This is a genomic window from Candidatus Protochlamydia phocaeensis (genome assembly GCF_001545115.1).
GTDB lineage: Bacteria > Chlamydiota > Chlamydiia > Chlamydiales > Parachlamydiaceae > Protochlamydia_A > Protochlamydia_A phocaeensis.
On the sequence record NZ_FCNU01000017.1, the window covers coordinates 15,222 to 30,113 of the forward strand.

At 47.6% G+C, this 14,892-nt stretch carries 13 protein-coding genes; all 13 read left to right on the plus strand.

What is annotated here, in order from left to right; all coding sequences use genetic code 11:
• Positions 1-11 precede the first annotated feature (11 nt).
• The 13 genes from BN3769_RS05910 (at position 12) to BN3769_RS05970 (ending at position 14,863) form a co-directional block, all read left to right on the plus strand.
• Positions 12-2,522 carry a type II secretion system protein GspD gene (locus BN3769_RS05910; protein WP_068468568.1) on the plus strand — a complete coding sequence of 837 codons (2,511 nt, stop codon included), beginning with the start codon at positions 12-14 and terminating at the stop codon, positions 2,520-2,522.
• Positions 2,509-4,146 carry a type II secretion system ATPase GspE gene (gspE, locus tag BN3769_RS05915; RefSeq protein ID WP_079989427.1) on the plus strand — a complete coding sequence of 546 codons (1,638 nt, stop codon included), beginning with the start codon at positions 2,509-2,511 and terminating at the stop codon, positions 4,144-4,146. Before BN3769_RS05910 ends, gspE begins: the two co-directional genes overlap by 14 nt.
• An 8-nt stretch (positions 4,147-4,154) precedes the next feature.
• Positions 4,155-5,342, plus strand: coding sequence for a type II secretion system F family protein (locus tag BN3769_RS05920; protein ID WP_068468570.1), 1,188 nt, complete (start codon positions 4,155-4,157; stop codon positions 5,340-5,342).
• Between the two features lie 83 nt (positions 5,343-5,425).
• Entirely contained in the window at positions 5,426-5,824 is a 399-nt protein-coding gene (locus BN3769_RS05925; protein ID WP_068468572.1) for a type II secretion system protein, read from the plus strand.
• A gap of 87 nt (positions 5,825-5,911) precedes the next feature.
• Complete coding sequence (locus BN3769_RS05930) at positions 5,912-6,487, plus strand: pilus assembly FimT family protein (protein ID WP_068468574.1); 576 nt, start codon at positions 5,912-5,914, stop codon at positions 6,485-6,487.
• Positions 6,459-7,124: a hypothetical protein gene (locus BN3769_RS05935; RefSeq protein WP_068468576.1), complete on the plus strand. Its 666-nt coding sequence runs from the start codon at positions 6,459-6,461 to the stop codon at positions 7,122-7,124. The genes BN3769_RS05930 and BN3769_RS05935 overlap by 29 nt, the downstream gene beginning before the upstream one ends.
• Positions 7,121-7,858 (plus strand): PulJ/GspJ family protein, encoded by a 738-nt coding sequence (locus BN3769_RS05940; RefSeq protein ID WP_068468579.1) that lies wholly within the window; start codon positions 7,121-7,123, stop codon positions 7,856-7,858. Before BN3769_RS05935 ends, BN3769_RS05940 begins: the two co-directional genes overlap by 4 nt.
• Positions 7,859-7,863: 5 nt before the next feature.
• The gene (locus tag BN3769_RS05945; RefSeq protein WP_068468581.1) at positions 7,864-8,703 is read left to right on the plus strand and encodes a hypothetical protein; all 840 of its coding nucleotides are present in this window, start codon (positions 7,864-7,866) and stop codon (positions 8,701-8,703) included.
• Between the two features lie 18 nt (positions 8,704-8,721).
• Positions 8,722-9,741, plus strand: a complete 1,020-nt coding sequence (locus BN3769_RS05950; protein WP_068468582.1) for a small ribosomal subunit Rsm22 family protein — start codon at positions 8,722-8,724, stop codon at positions 9,739-9,741.
• A gap of 273 nt (positions 9,742-10,014) precedes the next feature.
• Positions 10,015-10,872 carry an efflux RND transporter periplasmic adaptor subunit gene (locus BN3769_RS05955; protein ID WP_068468585.1) on the plus strand — a complete coding sequence of 286 codons (858 nt, stop codon included), beginning with the start codon at positions 10,015-10,017 and terminating at the stop codon, positions 10,870-10,872.
• Entirely contained in the window at positions 10,869-12,608 is a 1,740-nt protein-coding gene (locus BN3769_RS05960) for an ATP-binding cassette domain-containing protein (RefSeq protein ID WP_068468587.1), read from the plus strand. Before BN3769_RS05955 ends, BN3769_RS05960 begins: the two co-directional genes overlap by 4 nt.
• Positions 12,580-13,752, plus strand: a complete 1,173-nt coding sequence (locus tag BN3769_RS05965) for an ABC transporter permease (protein WP_079989428.1) — start codon at positions 12,580-12,582, stop codon at positions 13,750-13,752. The genes BN3769_RS05960 and BN3769_RS05965 overlap by 29 nt, the downstream gene beginning before the upstream one ends.
• A 1-nt stretch (position 13,753) precedes the next feature.
• Positions 13,754-14,863: an ABC transporter permease gene (locus tag BN3769_RS05970; protein ID WP_068468590.1), complete on the plus strand. Its 1,110-nt coding sequence runs from the start codon at positions 13,754-13,756 to the stop codon at positions 14,861-14,863.
• The last annotated feature ends 29 nt before the right edge of the window (positions 14,864-14,892 follow it).

The following is a 14,892-nucleotide window of genomic DNA, read 5'->3' on the forward strand; positions in this document are numbered from 1 at the left end:
TTGTGGGACACATGACAAAGCAATGGATTTGGATCGCAGGACTTCTCTTTTTATTAGGCAGCAGCCCTTCCTGCTCATGGGCGCAATCAATTTCTGAGAAAAAAGCTAATTTAAAATCGGTTGATAGCGATTTGGACAGGGAAACCGAGAAGTTCCTTTTCCAGGTCAACCAGGAAACGCAAGACATCCATGCCCAGATTCAGCGGCTGTATGAGACTGTGTTTGATCTTTATCGATCAGATGCGCCTCCCGAGGAATATAGGCATTTGCTGAATGAAATCAATGAAAGAAAAAGATATCTGGCCCATTTAGAGATGCAATGGCGCGAATTGGCTTCACGCAGCAGCCGGACGGAGGGATATGGACTTTGGCATGCTCCCGAAACGACATTAGAACAGCTGATCATTGACTATGGTTCGCAAGACTATGTGTATTTAATCCCGCCGGATGTGGGCTCGATCAAGCTAAGTGTGGACTCCAACCTTCCCATTCCTCGTGCCGCATGGAGCGAAATGCTAGAATTGATTCTAAGCCAAAATGGGGTGGGGATTAAAGCGCTTAATCCTTATTTGCGCCAGCTTTTCTTAATCAAGCAGAACCATTCAAATTTGCGGCTGATTACCAACCAAAGGCAAGATTTAGAAGTCCTTCCTCCTGAAGCCCGGGTCAGCTTTGTCTTGTCCCCTGAGCCATCCGAAGTGCGGCGCACTTATGCTTTCTTGGAAAGATTTATCAATCCCAATTCCATGGTTTTGCAAGTTGTCGGACGCGACATTTTGCTCATCGGGCAAGCAGGAGAAATCATAGACTTGCTTAAGCTCTATGATTTTGTAGCGACCAACCGAGGGGAAAAAGACTATCGCTTGATTCCCGTTTTTAAGGTCAAGGCCGGAGAAATGGCGAGAATTTTAGAGGCGACTTTTGACCAGGCCGAGCATGGGGTGATAGAAGTCGAGACGGCCAAAGGCGTTCAGTTGGCCAAAGCCGGTCCCGACATCAATGGAATCAAGATTGTCGTGCTTGAGAATATGGCCCAAGCTCTTTTTGTCGTAGGCACAAGAGAAGAAGTGAGAAAAGCCGAGGAAATTGTACGCAAGGTGGAGTGCGAAATCGGCGGTGCGCGCGACAAGGTTGTTTTTTGGTACAATGTCAAGCATTCGGATGCCGAAGAATTGGCAGACGTCCTTTTCCGCGTCTATAACCTCATGATCGCAACGGGAACCGGCATGGACATGCCAAATCCTCAAAATGTCCAAAATGAAGTCGTTGTGGTCGATAATCCAAGGGGACCTCCGCCTCCCGTTCCCCCTCCTCCGCAAAAAGAGCCTCCCATTCTGCTATACGGGCAAGAAGGGTATTATCAAGAAGGCGGATACATTGTCAATCCGGCCCCTGCGCAGCCGCACGTCTTTGTCCAGGAAAATCCCAATGAAGGAAGGGAGAATTTTATTGTCGATTTGAAGACCGGTTCGATCGTCATGGTGGTGGAAACGGACATCCTGCCCAAAATTAAAGAGCTATTGCGCAAGCTTGACGTGCCGAAGAAAATGGTTCAAATCGAAACGCTGCTTTTTGAAAAGATTCTGACGAGGGATAATACCTTCGGCCTCAATTTGCTAAAAATAGGCGATCATATCGCGAACAATAAAAATATCACGGGAGCTGTATTCAACAACCTTTTTCCAAAAGGCAAAGATCACGTGGCATCCAATGCCGGCGTGTTCGAGTTTTTCCTGAGCCGCAAGGGGTCGGACTGCGGCATTCCTCCCTTTGATCTGGCTTACCGCTTTTTATTGTCGCAAGATGATGTTCAGATTAATTCAAGCCCGTCTATTCTGACCGTTAATCAAACGCCGGCGACGATTGCCATCAACGAGGATATTTCCATCAATACCGGCGTCTTTGAAGTGGAAACGGCTAAAGGAGTGACTTTAAAGGACGCGTTTACACGCGCCCAATATGGGATCACCATTAGCATTAAGCCGACCATCCACCTAAGTCAGCGTGAGGAAGAAGACCAGGATTTTGACTATGTGACATTGGAAACAGATATCACTTTTGACACGATCCATCCCGGCGGCGATAAATCCAGGCCCGATGTCACGCGGCGCCATATTACCAACCAAGTACAAGTGCCGGATGGCGATACGGTCATTTTGGGGGGCTTGCGCCGCAAAATCACCAATGACAACCGCGAAGCCATTCCTTTCTTGGGCGAGCTTCCTGGCCTTGGCAAGCTTTTCAGCATCAATTCGCTTAGGGACAGCAGCACCGAGATGTTTATTTTCATTACGCCGCACATTGTCAAAGATCCCAAAGAGCAATTGCAATGCTTGCGGCAAGAGCTTTTATGCTTGCGCCCCGGAGATATTCCTTACTTTTTAGAATGCGTCGAAGAAGCGCACCGCTATGAGAAGACGCGCTTGATGGAAGGCAGCATGACTATGCTGTTTGGCCGTCCGCAGGAGCGTTATTACATTTTAGATAGTTGTGCATGTGAAGGGGAATATGACGGAAGGTAATGGAATAAAACAGGAGCAGCTTGGCGAAGGGCTGGCCTTGCAGGGGATGCTAGGAGGAGATGCGCAGGCAAGCCTGGCCGAACAGTTGGGCATGGCCATTTATCCGGACCTTTCCGATCTGCATGTCAGCAAAGAGCGCTATAAGCAAGTGTCTTATGCCTTTGCCAAAAAGCATATTGTCCTTCCCATCAAAGATGACGGATCTTGCGTAACCGTTGCCATTGCCGATCCGCTCAACCTCGCGTCCCTTGAAGAGCTGCGCTTTTTATTTGATAGCCAAGTCGAGGCTGTCTATAGCCCGCGGGAAGTGATTTTATCCGCCATTCACGATTGCTATAATACCGAAGATGGGGCCGCCTCGCAGCTGATTGCCGATTTGACCGGAAGAGGCGAAGACGGGCGGGATGGAGACGTTGAGGTTTTCGATTTATTGGATCATGGGAAGCACCAATCGCCGATCATCCAACTGCTCAACCTCATTTTGACAGAAGCCATTCAGCAAGGCGCTTCGGACATCCACTTTGAGCCTTCAGAAAATGGGATGCGGGTGCGCTATCGCATCGATGGCGTCTTGCAAAACCGCCATGCGCCTTCGCTGGACTATCAGGTGCAATTATTGACGCGGATTAAAGTGATGTCCAAACTGGATATTGCCGAGCATCGGCTACCGCAGGACGGACGCATTAAGCTGCGCATGGGAAGGCGGGAGATCGATTTTCGCGTCAGTACGGTTCCCATTGCCGGCGGCGAGCGCATTGTTTTGCGTATCCTGGACAAAGGCAATGTCTTGCTGGGACTGGACAAGATCGGCATGCTGCCTTCCGTGTTCGAGCAGTTCAAGCGCCTCATTGACCTTCCCGAAGGGATTGTCTTGGTCACGGGGCCGACAGGAAGCGGAAAGACGACAACGCTTTATAGCGCCATTTGCGAGATGGCCAACGATGAAATTAACATCATGACAATCGAGGATCCGGTTGAATATAACCTTAAAGGAATTGCCCAGATCGGCGTGCATCACAAGATTAAATTGGACTTTGCAACGGGATTGAGGCATATCCTCCGTCAGGATCCGGATGTCATCATGGTCGGGGAAATACGCGATAAGGAAACGGCCGAGATTGCCATCCAAGCAGCTTTGACAGGTCACTTGGTTTTAAGCACGCTACACACGAACGATGCCCCTTCCGCCATTACGCGCCTTGTCGATATGGGGATTGAACCTTATCTGCTATCGTCTTGTATTGTAGGCGTGCTTGCGCAGCGCTTGGTGCGCCGCATCTGCCCTGAATGCAAAGAAGCCTATCAGCCCAGTGAAAGAGAACTTCAAAGCCTGGGTATTAAACCGGAAACTTTGGTCAATGGATGTCTCTATCGCGGAAAAGGCTGCAGCTATTGCTATGGAACAGGATTTAAAGGACGCCAAGGCGTTTATGAATTGATGCCTGTTAACAATGCTATTAACAAGCAGATCGTGCAAAGCCCAGACGCGGTTGAAATGCGCCGCGTTGCTTTAGGACAGGGAATGATCAGCTTGCTTGGGCATGGAGCGGAGCTCGTGCGTTCCGGTCAATCGACGGTTGCCGAGGTCTTGCGGGTGGCCAGGGGAATTGAAGAGCAAGGATAGTCAGACACATGCCGCTTTATCAATATCAATACGTTGACGGAAAAGGAAAAAGGCGATCGGGCTTTATTGAAGCACAAGGGGATCGGGAAGCGAAGGATAAATTGCGCGAGCAAGGGCTTCTGGTCACTCAGCTTGGCATAAAGAATAAAGTAAAGACCAAGCAGAATCTGAAAGGAGAAAGCTTGCTGGCCTTCACGGTGCAACTTTCGCAGCTTGTCAATGCGGGCGTACCCCTTTTCGAAAGCTTAATGGCACTGGAAGAGCAGGTGCGGGGGGAGACTTATCATCGCATTATTCTGAGCTTATGCGAACAGATCCGCTCGGGAAGCTCCCTTTCCGCTGCGATGGCCACCTATCCGGAGAGCTTTGATAAATTGTATTGCGGTATGGTAGCAGCAGGAGAAGCAGTCGGGGCTCTTGGCCCTGTACTTGAAAAACTGACGCAATTTTTAGCCAAGCAAATGAAGCTAAAGAAACAGATTACAACGGCCATGATCTATCCATGCATATTGGGTAGCTTTTCCATGTTGATCATTGCCTTGCTATTGGGGTTTGTGGTCCCCTCTCTTGAGGGAATTTTTGCCGAAAGGCAGCTCAATGCTTTTACAAATGGAGTATTGGTCATCAGCCATATTTTCCGCGGTTACTGGTGGCTGTACATTCCAATCGGAATTGGCGCAATAGCGGGGGCGATATGGAAGCTGCGCTCGATTGAAGGACGTGTGTGGATAGAGAAGAATTTATTGAAGCTGCCGGTGATTAAAACGCTTATCATTCAAACGTCGGTCTCGCGCTTTTGCCGGACCATGGCAACTCTTTTACAGGGCGGTTTAAGCATGATCGAAGCCTTGCGCATTTCACGCGGGGTGATGAGGAATGCTATTTTAGAAAAAGAAGTCCAGGTAGCCGAAGGAAAAATTATTGAAGGACATTCGCTTAGCCAAGAGCTGGGACGCTCGGCCTATATTCCCCAGCTTGTCTCGCGCATGCTGGCGGTTGGAGAAGAGTCAGGAACATCGGTTGTCATGCTAGGTCGCATAGCCGATATGTACGAACAAGAATTGGAAAAGACGCTCGATCGCGTGATGGCATTGGCCCAGCCCGTTATTTTGATCGTCATGGGGCTGGTGATCGGAACTGTATTATTGGCCATCTTATTGCCACTCACCGACGTTAGTTCCTTTTCAGTAGGATGAACAGTTTGATGAAAAATAAATTGAGGATAGTTCACGCATCCGAAGCATGATTTGGGTACGTGAGCTTTTCTAAAGGGGATAATATGAAGAAATTTGCTTTTAAGAAACGCTTTGTCACTCTTGTCGAGATGATGATCGTCATGTTTTTGATCGCCATGATCACTGGCGTAATCGCGTATAACTATACGGGCAGCTTGGATGAAGGAAAGGCTTTTAAGACCAAAGCGGGTATTGAGAAAATTCATACCATTCTTGACCTGCATTTGGCTTCACATCCAGAAGATAAAGAAAGTTTAGATACAAACTGGAAAGGTATTGTGGAAAGATCGCAGCTGGTGAAAAATCCCAAAGAATTGCTGAAAGACGGATGGGGTGCTGAGTACGATGTGAGCACGAACCAGGAAGGCGACATTGAAATCAGATCCGGCAAGTATGAAGCTTATCAATCCAAGAAAGGCGCCGGCAGCCTGTTTAATAAATAGGCGCTCTAGCAAGGACTTCTCGATCAGTCCAATTGGATCGTTTTCAATAGGACTGATTCGAAAAAGATACGTGTAATGGATTAAGTAATGAGGATAGTCAGGCAGCCCTGTTTTACTCTTTTAGAATTGTTGATCGTTCTATTCATCCTCTCGTTGGGCTTGGCTTTAACGGGAGTCAAACTCAAAGAGGCTTACGACGAGCAGCGCTTCGCGTCCGAAGTCCAACAGGTTCTTGATCGCTTAAGAATGGCTCAAGATTTGATGTTAATTATGAATGCGGATGTCCAAGTCTGTTTTTCCCGCAATGCCAAAACCAAGCAGATTGAATGCAAATTGGACATTGAAAAGCCGATAAAAGACGGGTGGGCAAACCTAATTGAGCGGCCCTTGGCGCTTTCAGCCATCCGTTCTTATCAATTCAATGGAAGCCAAGACGATCCTTTGATTTTACGCTTCTCATTGGGAAAAATGAGCCAAGGACAGTTGACTCTATTGGAAGCAAGCGAGGCGAAAGAGGCACGGAAGGATTTTATTGAGTTGCCGGGTTATCCCAGCCCGCTTGTGCGCGGCGGCAGACGTATAAAGGAAAAAGAAAGGAGCGAGGAAAGCCAGCAGCTTTATCCAATCGAGGTATATGAAGAACTTTATCTCAAAAAGGACTAATCGCTTCCCCTTTAAAAAACGGCAGAAGCGCTGCTTTCAGCTGCTAGAAGTCATGGTCGCTGTTTTTTTGATCTTGCTTTGCGCCATTCCTGCTTTGCAGATTTTTACCAATATTTATAAAGAGCAAGCAGAAGTGGTCCGCATTAATCAACGCGATCATTTGGCCCACCTGATCCATGCCAAACTGGTCGAGCTGCTCTATAAGCGAACGATTGCCCTTGAAGAAATCTGGGAAGGAAAACAGGGGAGCTTTACAGATCCTGACCTGCAGCCTCAATTGAAAAAGCTTTCTTATGACGCCTCATATGCATTTGCTGTTTTAGAGCCCAAAAAGCTTGAAACCCAGCAGCAATCCGATAAGTATTTGGTTCGGCTAACCATTAAAATGAAAGACAGCTCTAAAAAGAAAATATCTGAGCAAAGCCCCCCTTTAGAAACACATTATGACTATCTCCTTTATATTGATCGGGGGGCTAAAGATAAGAATAGAGGGGACGACCCCAATTCCCCTAAAGAGACCGACAAGCCGCAGAATGGACAAAAACCGCTAGCGCAACCTGGGCAGCCTATGCCCCCCAATTCTCCGGGACAGGCCGCACAACCGATCCATGTCCCTGCAGCGAAAGGAGCGCCATGAAGTGCAAGCGTAAGCAGCATTTAACTTTACTTGAGACGTTGATTGCCATTTCGCTGCTGGCGGCTATTTTGACAATCGTTTTTGGCTTTTTTAGAGAATTGGCCGAGATTCACCGTCAGACAGAAGTCCAGCAAAAAGAAAGCTTTCAAATGCGCTATGCCGAAACGCGCTTGAACTTTATTTTTGAACGGTTGGTCAATGAAAATAAAGAGACTAAAGAAAACTTTTACTTTTTTACTCAAGCCGCTGACCGGGGATTTTCCAATCACCCCAGTTTGGTTTTTAGCTTCGATAATGAAGCCCGCGCCAATCCCGTTTTTTCAGGGGATATCCTAGCCCGCTTGTATGTCGATCTCGATCATCGCCTATGCTTGGCTATGTGGCCCTTCCATATGGAAAATCCGCATGCGGATATGCAAAAAGAGGTGTTGCTGGAAAATGTCTCCCATATTCGCTATGAATTTTATGCCGCGCCGGAAAGGATGGCGAACGAAAAGGGAATTTACACAAACAGGATCGATCCACAAAAACTCGAGCCGGAAAAAGACCGCTGGCATGAAGAGTGGTTTAAAACCTATAATCAAATGCCCTCTATCATGAAAATAACGGTATCGATTGCCGATGATTCCAAGGCCATTCACAAGTTTGGGAAGGCTTGGAAAAAAGATAGGCAGCTGACGTTTGCCTTTGTGCTGCCAAGCAGTAAGAATTTTATCTACTATCCGCCAAATTAAGCGCCATGAATGTTTTACCACTCGTCTTAGGCCTTTTGCTCATCCTTTCCGTCTTGACGATCGAGAAGCTGGAAAGATTCAAAGGTCTGGCTGCTGTCCAAAAAGAGTATCAGCTTTATTTGAACGAGCAGGATCGCCAAGCGCTGAATGATAGGCAAAAGAAGCTTGCCCTGTCCTATGATCCTTCGCAGCGCCAGTTGAGCTTCCGCTTTTTCTTTGATAAAAAGCTACGTGAAGAAAAAGAGCAAGACTACCAGCAGATTCGCCTTGTCGTTGTCGAATTTTTGCGTGTTTTATATGGAGAGGCCGCTTTTTTTAAAGACATGGAGCATAAGCGGCCTAACTTCATAGATGATTTGCTCAATGATTTTATTGCAGTTACCGACCGTCTAGTAGAAGAAAGCGCTAAAAAAAGGGGCAAAGAAGACAATTCCATCCGCCGAATTGAAGATATCATGCACGTTAAATTAGATGATCCCGAGCTGCAAGAGGTCTTTTATCGGATGCTAAAGGGGACAACAACCAAGGAAAAGTTGAAAAGAATGCAGCCTCTCTCAGGCCGCAACAAAGAAAAAGCCTATCTTCCTCTTTTAATGTTTATCAATAATGATAGGAAAAATTACCGAATCCCGCTCCGAAGTGCTTCTAGAGAGCTTCTCAAGGCAATTTTCATCAAGGATGAAATAGTGGAGTCTATTTTAGCCAAGCGCAAGGAATTGGATTCCAAAGATCCGAGCGCGCAAAATCAATTTGAAAATGAATTCAAGGGTAAGCAGAGAACGGGCATCAGCGATGCGCTCTTAGATTTTACACTTACCTCCACCGATACGATTCCATACGATTAAATAGGGAAAGAATGATCTATGAAACTACCCGAGCAGCTGCAGCAAGCCATCGAGTCTGAAATTGAAATTGCGGGCCTAAAAGAACTCGCGGAAGCCCGCGAGGAACTGACCGGACGCTATCGCCGTCTTTCGGGGGGAAAACGGCAATTCATGACAACGGACCTTGAGCGGCAATCTTATATTGCCACCCGCCTTCCCGCCACTTATGCTGCGGTATATAGTGCACTGCAAGCCGTTAAGGAGCGAACGCCCGGCTTGCAGATTAAGCGCTTATTGGACTTGGGGACAGGACCCGGGACGGCTATGTGGGCGGCTTGCGAATGCTTCCCGGAAATCGAGTCCATTACATTGGTTGAGAAAGACCAAGCATTGGCAGCCATTGGGCAGCGCCTGGCGCGCCATAGCGCGCATCCTGCCATGCAAAAGGCGAATTGGCAAATTGCCGACCTGGAGAATCTCCCTTCCTTGCAAACTCACGATCTTGTCATTTTATCTTATTCAATTGGAGAGCTTGTTCCTGCATCAATGCTGCCTTTGATTGAGCAATGCTGGCAAAGTGCCGAGCAAGCGCTCGTTGTCATCGAACCGGGCACGCCTGCAGGATTTGAGCGCATCCGGCTTATTCGGCGCCAGCTGATTGAAATGGGCAGCCATCTCGTGGCCCCTTGTCCCCATCAATCCGCTTGCCCCATGTCTCATAGCGATTGGTGCCATTTTGCTGCACGCGTTGAGCGCTCCTCCTTCCATCGCCGCTTAAAAGGTGCCGTTTTAAGCTATGAAGACGAAAAATTTTCCTATGTGGCGGGGACCAAAGAATGCTTTCCTCTTCCTGCCGCCCGCATTCTGCGCCATCCCCAACAGCATTCCGGGCATGTCCAGCTGACGCTTTGCACAGAGAGCGGTGTCCGGCAGCCCACCATCTCCAAGCGTACACCTGACGCCTACAAACAAGCGCGTAAAGCGGAATGGGGAGAGGTATGGGAAGAAAAGAGCCAAACAGAGGGCAAAAAGGACGAAGGCGTATCCCTAAATTGCTAATCGCTATAAAGTTTATTTTTTCCAAGATCCCTTATCTTTGCAATAAGCCGGGGCAAAACAGGAATAATCGATCAATACTCCATTGAAAATAAGAGTGTTAATTTCTTTTTTTGTTTTGCAGATAGTCCTTCTCCAGCCTTTATTGATAGACATAAGAATAGCGGCGCCTATATTGAGCGGCATTCTCCTATTTAAAGGAGGGAAATGATTGACTTAGGCGTGCTCAAGTGTTAATAAATTTCTCTAATCAAATAAGGATTGGGGTAAATTGGCATGAGGCGCTTCGTTATTTTTCTTATCTTCCTGCTCTTTTTTGCTGGAGCGGCCTATGCTCTATGGGTGATTTTTCAGGAAAAGCCTAAGGAAGCTAACACACTCATTTTGTATGGCAATGTCGATGTTCGCCAAGTGGATTTAGGCTTCCGCGTCCTAGGGCGCGTACAATCCATGCCTTTTGAAGAAGGCGATTTTGTTCCCAAGGGCCATTTTATGGCCGCTTTAGATAAGCAGCCATATGAGGACCAAGTCAAGCAAGCCCAGGCCCATGTGGCATCCGTTTCGGCTTCCTTAAATAATGCTGAACGGCTTGTCAAGCGGCGCCAGCAGCTCATTGGAACAGGTGCAGTATCAAGCGAAGACTATGAGGATGCCATTTCTTCAAGAGAAGTGTATCAAGCCAATCTCAAAGAAGCACAGGCTGCGTTAGGGGTTGCTATGACCAATTTGCAGGATACGGTGATCTATGCCCCCTCGGATGGCACTATTCTCACACGCATCCGCGAGCCGGGTGCGATTGTGCGTGAAGCGGACCCCATCTATACCCTTTCCTTGACTTCTCCTATTTGGGTGCGCGCCTATGTTTCGGAGCCTGATTTGGGAAAAATTTATCCAGGCATGCCGGCGGAAGTCCTTACCGATACGTCGGGAAGCCCGGTCTATCGCGGTCACATCGGATTTATTTCTCCAGTGGCGGAATTTACCCCTAAAACAGTTGAGACGACGCAATTGCGCACAGATCTAGTCTATCGCTTGCGCATTATAGCCGATAATCCCGACAATGGGTTGCGCCAAGGAATGCCGGTCACAGTCAAGCTTCGCCTCAAACAGCAGTCGCCAGAGGAAAGGCCGTGACGCAAGACCTTGTGACCATTTCTCAACTTTCGAAGCAGTTCGAAAAGGGAGCGCCTTTAGCGCTGGATTCCATTGATACGGTTATTCCCAAGGGAAAAATTGTGGGGTTGGCAGGCCCTGATGGCGCTGGAAAAACGACGCTGATCCGCTTAATTGCCGGCCTGCTCCTGCCGTCTTCGGGATCGATCACCGTGGCAGGCTATGACACGGTCCAAGAAGCCAGGGCCATCCATCACCTCATTGGCTATATGCCGCAAAAGTTTGGCTTATACGAAGACCTGACCGTTATGCAAAATTTGGTTCTGTATGCCGATTTAAGAGGCGTCCTAGGTGCTGAGCGGCGGGCTACATTTGAGAGGCTGCTGGATTTTACGGGCCTGGCTCCCTTTACTGATCGCCTAGCGGGCAATTTATCAGGCGGCATGAAGCAAAAGCTTGGCTTGGCTTGCTCTTTGATCCGCAAGCCCGCTTTATTGCTGTTGGATGAACCCAGTGTTGGTGTAGACCCTATTTCACGCCGTGAATTATGGAAAATGGTGCAGGATCTACTGCATGAAGATATTTCCGTTTTATGGAGCACGGCTTATTTGGACGAGGCTGAGCGCTGCGATGCCGTCCTGCTTCTCAATGAAGGCAAGCTTCTTTACAGCGGCCCTCCTTCAGGATTGACCAGCCGCGTGGAAGGACGCACCTTTAAAGTCACGCAAATCAGCGGCAATCGCCGAGAAGTATTGGTCAAAGCGCTCAATCAATCCAATGTCATTGATGGGGTTATCCAAGGAAGCGATGTCCGGCTTGTGATTAAAGAAAAACGGTCGTCTCCTTTTGATTTAAGCATTTTGGGAGCCGGTGAACAAGCGCAAATCGAGCCTACGCCGCCTCGATTTGAGGATGCTTTTGTCGATATTCTGGGGGGAGGGCCTGGAGGGGAATCCGCTTTAGCGAATGAAATCCCGCGCATTCCCCCTAAACCTGGGCCCATTATCGAAACGAAGGATCTGGTCAAAAAATTCGGCTCTTTTACGGCTGCCGACCACATTACCTTTGACATTCGCAGCGGCGAGATCTTTGGGCTGCTGGGGCCTAATGGAGCCGGAAAATCCACGACCTTCAAGATGATGTGCGGTCTGCTTAAACCGACTTCAGGAGAAGCGTTTGTCAATGGCTTGAACCTGGAAGTCGCTCCCAGCCAAGCGCGTTCCCATATTGGCTACATGGCGCAAAAATTTTCTCTATATGGAGATTTAAGCGTCTTGCAGAACTTAAATTTTTTTTCCGGTATTTACAACTTAAAGGGAAGCCGTCGCCGCACAATTATTCAACAAATGGTTGATATTTTTGCCTTGAAGCCTTATTTGGATGTGTCGGCAGGGACTTTGCCTTTGGGCTTTAAACAGCGCCTTGCCCTTTCCTGCGCCGTTATGCATTATCCCACTGTGCTTTTTTTGGACGAACCGACCTCTGGGGTCGATCCCATTACGCGAAGGGAATTTTGGAATCATATTAACGGACTGGTTGAAAAGGGCGTGACCGTCATGGTGACGACCCATTTTATGGACGAAGCCGAATACTGCGACCGCATCGGGCTTGTGTATCGAAGCAAGCTCATCAAAGTGGGGACGCCGGATGAATTAAAACAGGCGGCTAAATCTTCTGATAATCCGCATCCGACTTTAGAAGACGCCTTTATTTTTTTGATCGAGCGTTATGAAGAGGCTCAGCATGCCCAGCAATAAATATGAGGTGGAGGCGCAGCAAAGCGGTCGTCTGCGACGCATAAAAGCCCTCATTGTCAAAGAATTTTATCAAATTATTCGCGATCCAAGCAGCATGCTGATCAGTCTTGTTCTTCCTCTTATCTTACTTTTTGTCTATGGCTTTGGCGTTTCTTTGGATTTAAATCATCTACGCCTCGGGCTTGTTCTGGAAGATACGTCTCCCGATGCTCAAAGCTTCGCCCAATCTTTAATGGACTCTCGCTATTTTGATGTGCGGCTTGCGCGCGACAGCCGGCAGGTGGTCGATGACTTGATTAGGGGATCTATCCGGGGCATCGTCGTGATTCCCTCTTATTTCTCCTCTTTCAGGCAGCGCCCATCGTCTATTGCTCCGATTCAAGTCATTGCAGATGGCAGTGAGCCCAATACGGCCAGTTTTGCACAAAACTATGTGCTGGGAGCTTGGCAGAACTGGCTGCAGCAGCAGCAAATTAGCGAGCATTTGCAAGGGCTTGCCCTTGTGCGTGCGCAGCCCCGCTTTTGGTATAATGAGGAATTGGAAAGCCGCAATTTTCTCATTCCCGGTTCGCTTGCCATTATCATGACGTTAATCGGGACTCTTTTAACTGCTTTGGTCGTTGCCAGAGAATGGGAAAGGGGAACGATGGAAGCAATGATGGCGACGCCTGTCAGCATTGTGGAAATATTAATAGGCAAACTTGTCCCTTATTTTATTTTGGGAATGATTTCCATGAATATGTGCGTCTTCATTGCGTCTTTTATATACCATATTCCTTTGAGGGGATCTTTGCTTCTTTTATGGGTTGTGACAGGGGTATTTTTGCTCACAGCTCTTGGGATTGGCCTGTTGATTTCCACGCTTGCTAAGAATCAATTTGTAGCTGCTCAAGCAGCCATGGTCGCCGCTTTTTTGCCGGGATTTATTTTGTCGGGATTTATTTTTGAGATTGCCAGCATGCCATTGATCATTCAGATGGTGACCTATCTCATTCCCGCCCGCTATTTCGTGTCAAGCCTGCAGACTATTTTCCTGGTCGGCAATATATGGGAATTGATCTTGCCCAACATACTGATCATGTTGTTCATTGGCATATTGATATTTTTGATAACGGCTAGAAAAACAGTTAAGCGATTGGATTGATATGATAGGGCGCATTGTCACTTTGATTATTAAAGAGATTTTGGCGGTTTGGAGAGATAAGAAAAGCCGTACAGTTCTTATTATTCCTCCTCTCGTTCAATTATTTATTTTTTCCTTTGCAGCGACGCTGGACGTCAAAAATGTTCCCATCGGCATTTTCAATCTGGATAATGGCCGGGAATCGTATGAGCTCCTGCAGCGCTTTCACGGGTCTCCCACTTTCAATAAAATCATTTATTTGCATTCAATCGACGATATCAGCCGGTATATCGATACCCAAAGAGTTGTCATGGTCGTCCATATTGACGAGCAGTTCTCTAGAAATCTCAATGCCGGCAAGACTGCCGATATCCAGCTCATTTTAGACGGGCGAAAGTCCAATACAGCGCAGATTGTTCAGGGATATGCGGCCAATATTATCCAGCAATATAGCAAAGATTTTGCCAATAATGCCGGCATTCACATGCAAGCGACCGAGTTGATCGGACGCAACTGGTTCAATCCCAACCTACTTTATTATTGGTTCAATGTACCCAATTTATGCGGTATATTGACCATGCTGGTGGGATTGATTGTCACTGCATTATCAGTAGCCAGGGAAAGAGAGCTGGGCACTTTCGATCAGCTATTGGTTTCCCCGGTTATGCCCATTGAAATCTTAATTGGGAAAACGCTTCCAGCCATCATTATCGGCATGATAGAAGGAACGATCATCATTTTAGCTGCCGTTTTTATTTTTGAAGTGCCTTTGACCGGCTCCATATGGACGCTCTATTTAAGCATGTTCGTTTTTATCAGCTCCATTGTCGGTGTGGGGCTTTTTGTTTCTTCCTTGTCGATGACACAGCAGCAAGCTATCTTGGGAACATATGTATTCATGAGTCCCGCTGTCTTGTTATCGGGATTTGCCACTCCCATTGAAAATATGCCGTCTTGGCTGCAGCCCATCACCTTGATTAATCCTTTGCGTTATTTTCTCGTCATCATTAAAGGTATATTTCTCAAGGCCATGCCTCTTTACATGGTTTGGCAAAATATCTGGCCCATGGCCATCATTGCTTTTTTTACTTTAACGGGCGCCGCCTGGTTTTTCCGCCGAGGCTTGCAATGAATAGACGCTTTGAAGAGCTGTTTAGAAGC

Coding starts and splice junctions, on each gene's coding strand:
- BN3769_RS05910 (WP_068468568.1), top strand. CDS start 12: ATGACAAAGCAATGGATTTGGATCGCAGGACTTCTCTTTTTATTAGGC.
- gspE (WP_079989427.1), top strand. CDS start 2,509: ATGACGGAAGGTAATGGAATAAAACAGGAGCAGCTTGGCGAAGGGCTG.
- BN3769_RS05920 (WP_068468570.1), top strand. CDS start 4,155: ATGCCGCTTTATCAATATCAATACGTTGACGGAAAAGGAAAAAGGCGA.
- BN3769_RS05925 (WP_068468572.1), top strand. CDS start 5,426: ATGAAGAAATTTGCTTTTAAGAAACGCTTTGTCACTCTTGTCGAGATG.
- BN3769_RS05930 (WP_068468574.1), top strand. CDS start 5,912: ATGAGGATAGTCAGGCAGCCCTGTTTTACTCTTTTAGAATTGTTGATC.
- BN3769_RS05935 (WP_068468576.1), top strand. CDS start 6,459: ATGAAGAACTTTATCTCAAAAAGGACTAATCGCTTCCCCTTTAAAAAA.
- BN3769_RS05940 (WP_068468579.1), top strand. CDS start 7,121: ATGAAGTGCAAGCGTAAGCAGCATTTAACTTTACTTGAGACGTTGATT.
- BN3769_RS05945 (WP_068468581.1), top strand. CDS start 7,864: ATGAATGTTTTACCACTCGTCTTAGGCCTTTTGCTCATCCTTTCCGTC.
- BN3769_RS05950 (WP_068468582.1), top strand. CDS start 8,722: ATGAAACTACCCGAGCAGCTGCAGCAAGCCATCGAGTCTGAAATTGAA.
- BN3769_RS05955 (WP_068468585.1), top strand. CDS start 10,015: ATGAGGCGCTTCGTTATTTTTCTTATCTTCCTGCTCTTTTTTGCTGGA.
- BN3769_RS05965 (WP_079989428.1), top strand. CDS start 12,580: ATGAAGAGGCTCAGCATGCCCAGCAATAAATATGAGGTGGAGGCGCAG.
- BN3769_RS05970 (WP_068468590.1), top strand. CDS start 13,754: ATGATAGGGCGCATTGTCACTTTGATTATTAAAGAGATTTTGGCGGTT.